8 protein-coding genes are annotated in these 10,251 nt (G+C 63.5%); 5 read left to right on the top strand and 3 right to left on the bottom strand.

The window, feature by feature from the left end; all coding sequences use genetic code 11:
- Together AC1DX0_RS24285 and AC1DX0_RS24280 are read right to left on the bottom strand one after the other, a co-directional pair.
- On the bottom strand, positions 1 to 994 hold a 994-nt coding region (locus AC1DX0_RS24285), incomplete at its 3' end, for an NAD(P)/FAD-dependent oxidoreductase (protein WP_477357096.1).
- A 63-nt stretch (positions 995 to 1,057) separates the two neighbouring features.
- Entirely contained in the window at positions 1,058 to 1,216 is a 159-nt protein-coding gene (locus tag AC1DX0_RS24280) for a hypothetical protein (RefSeq protein ID WP_477219500.1), read from the bottom strand.
- Here AC1DX0_RS24280 and AC1DX0_RS24275 point away from each other — a divergent pair.
- From AC1DX0_RS24275 to AC1DX0_RS24265, 3 genes are all read left to right on the top strand, one after another.
- Positions 1,215 to 1,859: a hypothetical protein gene (locus tag AC1DX0_RS24275; protein ID WP_477219501.1), complete on the top strand. Its 645-nt coding sequence runs from the start codon at positions 1,215 to 1,217 to the stop codon at positions 1,857 to 1,859. The genes AC1DX0_RS24280 and AC1DX0_RS24275 overlap by 2 nt on opposite strands.
- A gap of 50 nt (positions 1,860 to 1,909) precedes the next feature.
- Positions 1,910 to 2,788, top strand: a complete 879-nt coding sequence (locus tag AC1DX0_RS24270; RefSeq protein ID WP_477219502.1) for a uracil-DNA glycosylase — start codon at positions 1,910 to 1,912, stop codon at positions 2,786 to 2,788.
- A gap of 277 nt (positions 2,789 to 3,065) precedes the next feature.
- Positions 3,066 to 3,878, top strand: coding sequence for a helix-turn-helix domain-containing protein (locus tag AC1DX0_RS24265; RefSeq protein ID WP_477219503.1), 813 nt, complete (start codon positions 3,066 to 3,068; stop codon positions 3,876 to 3,878).
- Here AC1DX0_RS24265 and AC1DX0_RS24260 read toward each other — a convergent pair whose 3' ends face one another.
- The gene (locus tag AC1DX0_RS24260; protein ID WP_477219504.1) at positions 3,879 to 4,901 is read right to left on the bottom strand and encodes a DMT family transporter; all 1,023 of its coding nucleotides are present in this window, start codon (positions 4,899 to 4,901) and stop codon (positions 3,879 to 3,881) included. It abuts the gene before it with no gap.
- Positions 4,902 to 5,049: 148 nt separating this feature from the next.
- Here AC1DX0_RS24260 and pepN point away from each other — a divergent pair, with 148 nt between their 5' ends.
- A complete protein-coding gene (pepN, locus tag AC1DX0_RS24255; RefSeq protein WP_477219505.1) occupies positions 5,050 to 7,695 on the top strand; it encodes an aminopeptidase N in 2,646 nt (881 codons plus the stop codon).
- 196 nt (positions 7,696 to 7,891) lie between these two features.
- Entirely contained in the window at positions 7,892 to 10,213 is a 2,322-nt protein-coding gene (locus AC1DX0_RS24250) for a PAS domain-containing sensor histidine kinase (protein WP_477357094.1), read from the top strand.
- The last annotated feature ends 38 nt before the right edge of the window (positions 10,214 to 10,251 follow it).

Raw genomic sequence — 10,251 nt, 5'->3', positions numbered from 1 at the left:
CGTTGACGAAGCCTGCCGCACATCCCATCAGCGCACCGCCTGGGAAGGACAGTTTCGGCACCGACTGCCAGCCACCCTCGGTGATGGCGCGCGCGCCATAGCCCAGCCGCTTGGCGCCTTCGAACGTGCCCGATATCGCCGGATGGGTCTTGAAACGCTGAAATTCCTCGAATGGCGACAGATAAGGGTTCTTGTAGTTGAGGTGGAGGACGAAGCCGACCGCCACCTGATTGTCCTCCAGGTGGTAAAGGAAAGAACCGCCGCCGGTCTTCATGTCGAGCGGCCAGCCGAAGGAGTGCTGCACCAGGCCCGGTCGATGGTTCTCCGGCTTGACCTGCCAGAGTTCTTTCAGGCCGATACCGTATTTGCCGGGCTCGCGGCCATCGGAGAGTTTGTACTTGGCGATCAGCTGCTTGGCGAGCGAGCCGCGCGCGCCTTCGCCGATCAGCACATATTTGCCCATCAGCGCCATGCCCGGCGCGAAGCCCGGGCCATGCGTGCCGTCCCTCTCGACGCCCATGTCGCCGGTGACGACGCCGGTAACCGCACCTTCTTCATTGTAGAGCAGCCCGGCAGCGGCAAAGCCCGGATAGATCTCGACGCCGAGCGCCTCGGCCTTGGTTGCCAGCCAGCGGCAGACATTGCCGAGCGAGACGATGTAATTGCCGTGATTGTTCATCAGCGGCGGCATGAAAATGTTGGGCAGACGGAACGAGCCGGCAGGACCGAGCACCAGGAAATGATCCGCCGTGACCGGGGTCTTGAAAGGGTGGCCTTCCTCTTCGCGCCAGCCGGGCAGGAGCCGGTCGATACCGATCGGATCGACCACTGCGCCGGAGAGGATATGGGCGCCGACCTCGCCGCCCTTTTCCAGCACGACGACGGAAAGCTCGGGATTGACCTGCTTGAGGCGGATGGCGGCGGCAAGGCCGGCCGGGCCGGCACCGACGATGACCACGTCGAATTCCATGCTTTCGCGTTCGATATCGCTCATCAACCCCTCCGCACTGGCTTGCCGCTGTTGCGTATCTTGCTGGCTCCTGCGCTGCATAGCGCATCAATTGGCGACAGGAAACCGGCGCAGACGTGACAATGCGGATTTGGCCAAAAAGTCGCGCATCTTGCGCCAGGGCAACCGTTTGTGCCCAGCGAGACCCACAGTGCTTGCGTTTTTTAATTGTTCGGCGGCTTGCTTATCGGCCATACTTCCTGCCATGCGCATTCCTGGGCCTGGCGGCTTTCCTTCGACGCGCTTTCTTTTCCCGCCCGGCCGGGCCTGCCGGGCGATTCTGCTGGCCCTTCTGACGGCGGCACCGGGGCACGCCACCGCAGACGAGGTGAAAGTCTGGGCGACAGGCGCCTACTCCTTCTCCGACGAGCTCGGCGGCTTCCGCATCACCGGAGCCTCCGGCATCGGAACCAAGGACGATCCGCTGGTCATCACCGAAGAGCTGAACTCGGCGACACCGGTGACGCTGACCATCCGCACCACCAAGCCGATCCAGGCATTCGGCACGGCGGGCGAGTTCGCCAACGGCATCATGTATATGCGCATCGACGTGCTCAACAACAGCGGCCAGGCCTGGATCGAGTTCCAGTTCGAGCTTCAGGAGATCCTGGATCAACCGAGCGTGTTTGGAGACGGGCTTTCGTTCGACCAACGCAACAAGACGCCCGAAAATATCTGGTCGAGCAATTTCGCCGATTTCGACCGCGACTTCGAACCCTATGACCGGCTGCTGTTCAAGAACGGCAAGGTCGACCCGCTGAAGACCGCCAGCTTCGAATTCCTGGTGACCGACTACACGCCGCGATGGACTTTCTATCTGGTGCAGGATCCACGCATACCGACCGGATAAGGCAGGCCGCCAGCTTGCAAATTGCAGTCATGCGGACGAATGTGCGCACCATGACTGCCGCCTCCCCAAACAGCCCGACCGATATTGCCGACATCCTGGCCTTCTATGCCAGCGCTGGCGTCGATGAGGCGCTGGAAGACGCCCCGGTGAACCGCTTCGCCGAGGCGCCACCGAGGCCTGTCGAGCGCGCGCCGGCACAGGCAGCGCCCCCTCGCGAAGACAAGGCCCCGGAGCGGCCAGCGGCTTCGCCCGGCCTGGATGCGAGCAACGTGCCGGATGCGCCACCGGCGCGTCCATCGGTAGCCGCCGTGCCGGACGAAGCTCAGGCGGCGCTGGCGCGCCAGTTGGCAACAACGGCAACAACCCTGGACGAGCTGCGCCAGCATATGGCGGCCTTCGACGGCTGCAATCTCAAGACCACCGCCAAGAATCTGGTGTTCGCCGACGGCAACCCGGAGGCCGCGGTGATGCTGGTGGGCGAAGCGCCGGGCCGCGACGAGGACATCGAGGGCTTGCCGTTCGTCGGCCGCTCGGGCCGGTTGCTCGACCGCATGCTGGCCGCGATCGGGCTCGACCGCACTTCGGTCTACATCGCCAATGTCATTCCGTGGCGGCCGCCGGGCAACCGCACGCCGACGCCGCACGAGACGGAAATCTGCCGGCCGTTCATCGAGCGGCAGATCGAGCTGGTCAATCCCAAGGTCCTGGTCAATCTCGGCGGACCGTCGGCCAAGACCTTGCTCAACACGTCAGAAGGCATTCTCAGGTTGCGCGGCAACTGGCGTGCCCACACCACGGCGTCCGGTATCGCCATTCCGGCTATGCCGACGCTGCATCCGGCCTATTTGCTGCGGACGCCTGCGCACAAGAAGCTGGCATGGCGGGATTTTCTCGAGGTGAAGGCGAAGCTGCGGTCGCTGGGAGATTAGCCAATCTCCCCCCTCGTGGGGGAGATGTCCGGCAGGACAGAGGGGGGCGTGAAGGATCGCCAGCCTTTGTGGTTTTTTCTTTGATTTCGCCTCAAACACAGTCGCGGCTTACTGCCATGTCGGCGGGACAGCGCCCCCCTCTGCCTTGCCAGGCATCTCCCCCACGAGGGGGGAGATCGGCCGTCGCGCCCGCTTTCGCCAATCTCCAACGTAAGCGCTCTGGCGATAACCCCGCAGGTAATTGAAATGCCGTCCCTGTCGGCCTAACCATCCTGCCATGACATCAGCCCAAACCTCCGCCGGCAGTCTCATTCGCGAATGGCGCACGCGCCGCCGCATGAGCCAGCTCGATCTCGCCATGGAAGCCGAAATCTCGCAGCGGCATCTGTCCTTCGTCGAAAGCGGGCGCGCCGCACCCTCGCGCGATATGGTGTTGCACCTGGCGGAGCAGCTTTCGATCCCGCTGAGGCAACGCAACCAGTTGCTGCTGGCCGCAGGCTTTGCGCCGAGCTTCGGCGAACGGCCGCTGACCGACACGACGCTGGCACCGGCGATGGCGGCGGTCGAGATCGTGCTCAAGGGACACGAGCCCTTCCCGGCACTGGCTGTCGACCGGCACTGGAACCTGGTTTCGGCCAACGCCGCGATCGCTCCCTTCCTTGCCGATGTCAGCGAGGCTTCGCTGCTGGCGCCGCCGGTCAACGTGCTTCGCCTCAGCCTGCATCCCGGCGGCATCGCGCCGCGTATTGTCAACCTTGCGGAATGGCGCACACATCTGCTGGAGCGGCTCAAGCACCAGAACGACGCCAGCGGCGATCCGATACTAGTCGAATTGGAGCGCGAGCTGCGCGCCTACCCGTCCGGGCTGAAGGGCAGCAGGCCCACACCCATCGAGCCGAATGCGATCGTGCATCCGCTGAGGCTTGCCCATGGAGATCAGGTGCTGTCGTTCATCAGCACGATCACCGTGTTCGGCACGCCGCTCGACGTGACCTTGTCGGAACTGGCGATCGAATCCTTCTTCCCGGCCGACGAACAGACAAGGGCTGTGCTGGTAAGGTTGGCGAAGGAGCGGGGCGAGCGATCCTGATCACCCCTGCGGCAGCGTCACCTTGCGCGCTCGCTTGCGCTCCAGTCCAAGCTGCCGCTCGCGCCAGATGATGAAGATGCCGGCGGCCACCACGATCACACCGCCGACCAGCGTGCTGGGCGAAGTCACGTCGCCGAAAACGAAGTAGCCGACGACGACGCCGAGGATCATCGAGGTGTATTCGAACGGCGCCACCACCGACGCCTCGGCATGACGATAGGCCGAGGTCATCAGGATCTGGCCGAGGCCGCCGCAGAAGCCGGCCATGATGAGCAGCGCAGCTTGCGCCGGCGTCAGCGATTGCCAGCCGAAAGGCAGCGTCAGCAGCGAGAGCACGCTCGCGGTCGACGAGAACCACAAGACGATGGTCGCCGTCTTCTCCGTTTGCACGAGATTGCGCACAAGCAGCATGGCGACAGCCGAGATCGCCGCGGCCACCAGCGCGGCCATGACGCCCAGGACCTCCTGGTCGTCGAGCCCTTCATCGGAGTTGAGCAGGGTCAGTTCCGGCCAGGAAATGATCAGCACGCCGATCAGACCGACGGCGACCGCGCTCCAGCGGTAGACGCGGATCGTCTCGCCAAGGAAGACCGAGGAGAACACCACGACCAGCAACGGCTGTGCATAGTTCAGGGTGATCGCCTCCGGCAGCGGCAGCCTGGTCAGCGCGAAGAAGCCAAGCCCCATGGCGCCAACGCCGACAATACCGCGCGCGACGTGGTTGAAGGGACGTTTGGTGACGAATGCCGTCGACAGCTGTCCCTTCAATGCCAGGAAGGCAATGATCGGGAAGATTGCGAAGAAGGAGCGGAAGAAGACGATCTGCCCGGCCGGCACGTCGCCGGCCGCCTTGATGCAGGTTTGCATGCCGACAAAAACTGCGACGGACACGATCTTCAGGGCGATGCCCCTCAGCGTACCGTGGCCGCCGGTTGTTTCTGGTTGAGCCCCGGCTCCTGATGTCACGCTGGTGATGCGTCCCTGATCGTTGCCTGTATGCCCGGCAACGCTGGCATTCAACATGCTTTAGCCGCGATGCCGCAAAGAAGGCCTCGATAGACCCTCTCGCAGTTTTGTCGAGGGACCGTTTCGTGTAAAGAGCGCGAACTTCATTTTTTTGGACCAGCGGGAACTGTCCGCTTCCAACGCAATCGACAGGAAAAACAACGGAATGCGCACGGACACCGGCCAGGTCTTCAAGCTCGAAGACTATCGCCCCAACGACTATCTCATTCCGCAGACCAACCTGACCTTCCGCCTTTCGCCCGAGGCCACAATCGTCACCGCAATACTGACGGTCGAACGCCGCGATGGGGTGTCCGCGTCGGCGCCTTTGGTGCTCGACGGCGACGGGCTGACGCTCAAGCGCATCGCGATCGACGGCAAGAAGGCAAAACCGGCGGATCTGCTGGTGACGCCCGACCAACTCACCATCCTCAAGCCGCCAGCCGCGCGCCGCTTCCAATTGCTGATCGAGACCGAACTGGCGCCCGCCGGCAACGAAGCCCTGATGGGCCTCTACCGCTCGAACAATGTCTATTGCACGCAATGCGAGGCCGAGGGCTTCCGCCGCATCACCTACTTCCTCGATCGCCCCGATATCCTGTCGGTCTACACCGTGCGCATCGAGGCACTGCGCGACGAGGCACCGCTGCTCCTGTCCAATGGGAATCCCGTCGACAAGGGCGATCTCGGCGACGGCTGGCACTATGCCGTGTGGCACGACCCCTTCCCCAAGCCGTCCTACCTGTTCGCGCTGGTGGCCGGCAATCTCGGCCGGGTTGCCGACAGTTTCGTCACCCTATCCGGCCGCGAGGTCGAACTCGGCATCTATGTCGAGCCCGGCAAGGAGACGCTCGCCGGCTACGCCATGGACGCGCTGAAGCGGTCGATGCAATGGGACGAGGAGGCGTTTGGCCGGGAGTACGACCTCGAGGTCTTCAACATCGTCGCCGTGTCCGACTTCAACATGGGCGCGATGGAGAACAAGGGCCTCAACATCTTCAACGACAAATATGTGCTTGCCGACCAGGAGACCGCGACGGACGCCGATTTCGCCAATATCGAGGCGATCATCGCGCATGAATATTTCCACAATTGGACAGGCAACAGAATCACTTGCCGCGATTGGTTCCAGCTTTGCCTGAAGGAAGGTCTGACGGTTTTTCGCGACCATGAATTCTCCGCCGACCAACGCTCGCGGCCGGTCAAGCGCATCGCCGAGGTACGCCTGCTGCGCGCGCATCAGTTTCCCGAGGATCAGGGCCCGCTGGCACATCCGGTGCGGCCGCGCCGCTACCGCGAAATCAACAATTTCTACACGGCGACGGTCTACGAAAAGGGTTCCGAAGTGGTGCGCATGATCCGCACCATCCTTGGGACTGAGACCTTTCGCGCCGGCATGGACCTCTATTTCGAACGCCATGACGGCGACGCGGCGACGATCGAGGATTTTATCAAGGTGTTCGAGGATGCTTCGGGCCGCGACCTGTCGCAGTTCGCGCTCTGGTATCATCAGGCGGGCACCCCCAATCTGACGGTCAGTTCGACGCACAATGCGGCCGCCCAGGAGTTCACGCTCGAGATCGAACAGTCGGTGCCGCCGACACCTTCCGAAAGCCGCAAGCGGCTGATGCATATTCCGCTTGCCTTCGGGCTGATTGGCGCCGGCGGCAAGCCCGTCGAATATAGCGGCGTCGAGGGCGCCAGCGTCGAGGACGGCGTCATCCATGTCCGCAAGCGCCGGCATATGGTGCGCTTTTCAGGCGTTGCCGAACGCCCAGCGGTGTCGCTCAACCGCGGCTTTTCGGCACCCGTGACGCTGTCGGTCGAGCAGAAGGCCGACGACCAGTTCTTCCTCGCCCGCCATGACAGCGACGCCTTCTCGCGCTGGCAGGCCTTCAACACACTGCTCACCGATGCGCTGATCGCAGCCTTCCGCGAGATTCTTGGCGGCAAGCAGCCGGTCTTCGCGACGCGACTGACCGAGCTTGCCGGCGGCATTGCCGCCGATGAGACGCTGGAACCTGCCTACCGGGCGCTAGCACTGGCGCTGCCCGGCGATGCCGACATCGCCCGCGACATCGGCAGGAATATCGACCCCGACGCCATCCACGCAGCCCGGCAGGCCCTTGCGCTCACGATCGCCGCGGCCAATAGCGAGGCCTTCTCCAGCCTCTACCACAGCCTTGTCGACAAGGCCGTGTTCAGCCCGGATGCGACAAGCGCCGGACGACGCGCCCTGCGCAACACTTTGCTGGATTATCTCTCGCTGCTGCCGGGCGGAGCGGCATTGGCCGCCGAGCATTTCCAGTCGGCGACCAACATGACCGACCGTGCGGCCGCACTTGGCGCGCTTGCTCATCGCCACCATGGTTCGCCCGAGGCCATCAAGGCGCTGGCGGCTTTCGAGACGACTTATGGGTCCGACCCGCTGGTCATGGACAAATGGTTCCAGATCCAGGCCAGCGTGCCGGGGCCGCAGGCTGTGGACACGGTTCGGGCGCTGTCCGCTCATCCGGCCTTCTCGATGGCCAATCCGAACCGGGTGCGTTCGTTGGTCGGCACCTTCTCCAGCGCCAATCAGACCGGCTTCCATCGCCCCGACGGCGAAGGCTACCGGTTCTTTGCGCAGACGGTGCTCGAGGTAGAAAAGCGCAACCCGCAAGTGGCGGCAAGGCTGGCGACGGCACTGCGATCGTGGCGTTCGCTCGAGCCAGGGCGGCAGGCCAAGGCCCGGGAAGCCCTGCTTTCGATCGCCAATGCCGAAAACCTGTCAGCGGATCTGCGCGATATCGTCGAGCGGACGCTGGCTTAAGGCGCCCTTGTTTTCTCCCATGTGGGAGAGGGCCGGGTGCCGAACCTCTAAAAGCCCATTATTTTAGTCGATTTTTAATCTTTTTTCCCCGGACCACTGGACAAGGCGAATCACCTTTGATTCTTTACTGACGATTCGGATGTGCGGCGTTTGCCGGATCACCAAGCAGCATAGGCAAATTCGGGGAGTGCCATTTATGGCGAAGGCGGACGCGTGGGGCGCGCCCGGTGGGATGGCTTTTGCGCGTCGCGAGGCGCGCAGCGATGGCCTTGCCGGGAATACGCGGCTCATCGCCGAACCGGCCTACAAGCGGCTTCTGGCCGCCGAACCGCTGCTGCGCCGGTCGATACCGGCCCTGATCATCATCTTCCTGCTCGTCATCGCGGCGCTGCGTGTGCTGTCGCTGATGAACGAACGTGACGATGTCGAGCGCGACGCCAAGGCGATCCTGACACTGGCGGCGGGGCAACTGGCCAGTTCGCTCGCCACCACCTCGGACACCGTGCCCGGCGCCATACAGGACCTGCTGGAGACCACCAGCCGCCAAGGTGCTATGGGCCGCAGCCATGTGCTCGTCATCACCGACAGCGCCTTCAAGATCACCGCGGTGACGCCGCGCTCGATGCCTTGGCAAGGCCATGCTCTCGACGGCCTTGTCGAGGGCGGCCAGCCGCTGTTCATGTTCGGCGATCGCGCCGGCGTCATGGAGGTCAATATCGGCGGCCAGGACTGGTACGCCGCGGTCAGCGTGGCCAAGGACCGGAAGGGAGCCGCCGCGGCTCTGGTGCCGCAGCAAGCGGTCTTCGACACATGGCGCAAGACCGTCTCGCTCAACGTCACCCTGTTCGTGCTGACGGCCGGCGTGCTGATCATCATCCTCTACGCCTATTTCGGGCAGGCGGCGCGCGCACAGGCTGCCGATCGCATCTATCTCGAAGCGCATCAGCGCATCGACATGGCGCTGGTTCGCGGCCGCTGCGGCCTGTGGGACTGGGACATGGTGCGCGGCAAGATGTATTGGTCGCGCTCGATGTACGACATGCTGGGCTACGAGCCCTGCGACACGATGCTGTCCTTCGGCGAGGTCGACGAGATCATCCATCCCGAGGACGGCGACCTGTTCGAGCTCGCCAACAGAATTGTCGCCCGCGAGATCGACCACATCGACCAGGTGTTCCGGATGCGGCATGCCGATGGTCAATGGGTGTGGATGCGCGCTCGTGCCCAGGTCATGGATCCGGAAGCACCGGAAATCCAGTTGATCGGCATCGCCGTCGACGTCACCGAGCAGCGCCATCTGGCGCTGCGCTCCGAGGCCGCTGACCTGCGGCTGAGAACCGCGATCGAGAACATCAACGAATCCTTCGTGCTGTGGGATTCGGCGCAGCGGCTGATCATGTGCAACTCCAAATATCAGCAGGACAACGGGCTCTCGGATCGCGACGTGATGCCGGGTGTGACGCGCGCTTCCCTGGAAGAGCGGATGCTGGCCTTCGCTTCCGAGCGCCGGCTTGCCAACACCAATGGTCCGCAAGGCGGTGCCACTTTCGAGCGGCAGCTGTCAGACGGTCGCTGGCTGCAGGTCAACGAACTCAGGACCCGGGATGGCGGTATCGTCTCGGTCGGATCCGACATCACTCAGATCAAGCTGCATCAGGAAAAGCTGGTCGACAGCGAACGCCGGCTGATGGCAACGATCCATGATCTCAGCCTCGCCAGGCGCTCCGAAGAGGAGCGCTCCAGTGAGTTGGTCGACCTCAACCGCAAATACATGAAGGAAACCGAGCGCGCCGAAGCAGCGAACCGTGCGAAATCCGAATTCCTGGCCAACATGTCGCATGAATTGCGCACGCCGCTGAACGCCATCATCGGCTTCTCCGAACTGATGGAACAGGGGCTGTTCGGCCCGCTCGGCTCGGAGCGCTACGAGGAGTACGCCACCGATATCAACAGCAGCGGTAAATATCTGCTGGGCGTCATCAACGACATTCTCGACATGTCCAAGATCGAGGCGGGCCAGTTCTCGCTGGACCAGGAGCAGATCGACCTCGGTCCGCTGATCAGCGAAACGGTCCGCGTCGTCTCGCTGCAGGCCGCGCAAAAGGCGATCACCGTGGAAACACGTATCGCCGACGCGCTGACGCTGTTTGCCGATCGCCGGGCGATCAAGCAGATCGTCATCAACCTTCTGTCCAACGCGGTGAAGTTCACCGGCCAGGGCGGCCATATTTCGGTCCGGGCCCGCAACACGTCCGGCGCGCTGGTGCTGACCATCGAGGACAATGGCTGCGGCATCCCGAAAGCGGCGCTCGGCAAGCTCGGGCGACCCTTCGAACAGGTGCAGAACCAGTTCTCCAAGAACCATGCCGGGTCCGGGCTTGGCCTTGCAATCTCACGCTCGCTGGCCGAGCTTCAGGGCGGCGCCCTGAAAATCCGCTCGACCGAAGGCGTCGGCACGATCGTGTCGGTGCGCATACCGGTCAAGAAGTCGACGCAGCTGGTGAAGGCCGCCGCCTGATCCCGACATGTCTCCGGCGGCTCGCGCCGCCGGAACTC

The organism is Mesorhizobium sp. P3_A9 (assembly GCF_056402975.1).
The sequence above is the reverse complement of the archived record's forward strand: the minus strand, read 5'-3'. Positions and strand labels throughout refer to the sequence as shown.

Coding starts and splice junctions, on each gene's coding strand:
- AC1DX0_RS24270 (WP_477219502.1), top strand. CDS start 1,910: ATGACTGCCGCCTCCCCAAACAGCCCGACCGATATTGCCGACATCCTG.
- AC1DX0_RS24265 (WP_477219503.1), top strand. CDS start 3,066: ATGACATCAGCCCAAACCTCCGCCGGCAGTCTCATTCGCGAATGGCGC.
- AC1DX0_RS24250 (WP_477357094.1), top strand. CDS start 7,892: ATGGCGAAGGCGGACGCGTGGGGCGCGCCCGGTGGGATGGCTTTTGCG.
- pepN (WP_477219505.1), top strand. CDS start 5,050: ATGCGCACGGACACCGGCCAGGTCTTCAAGCTCGAAGACTATCGCCCC.
- AC1DX0_RS24280 (WP_477219500.1), bottom strand. CDS start 1,216: ATGGCAGGAAGTATGGCCGATAAGCAAGCCGCCGAACAATTAAAAAAC.
- AC1DX0_RS24260 (WP_477219504.1), bottom strand. CDS start 4,901: ATGTTGAATGCCAGCGTTGCCGGGCATACAGGCAACGATCAGGGACGC.
- AC1DX0_RS24275 (WP_477219501.1), top strand. CDS start 1,215: ATGCGCATTCCTGGGCCTGGCGGCTTTCCTTCGACGCGCTTTCTTTTC.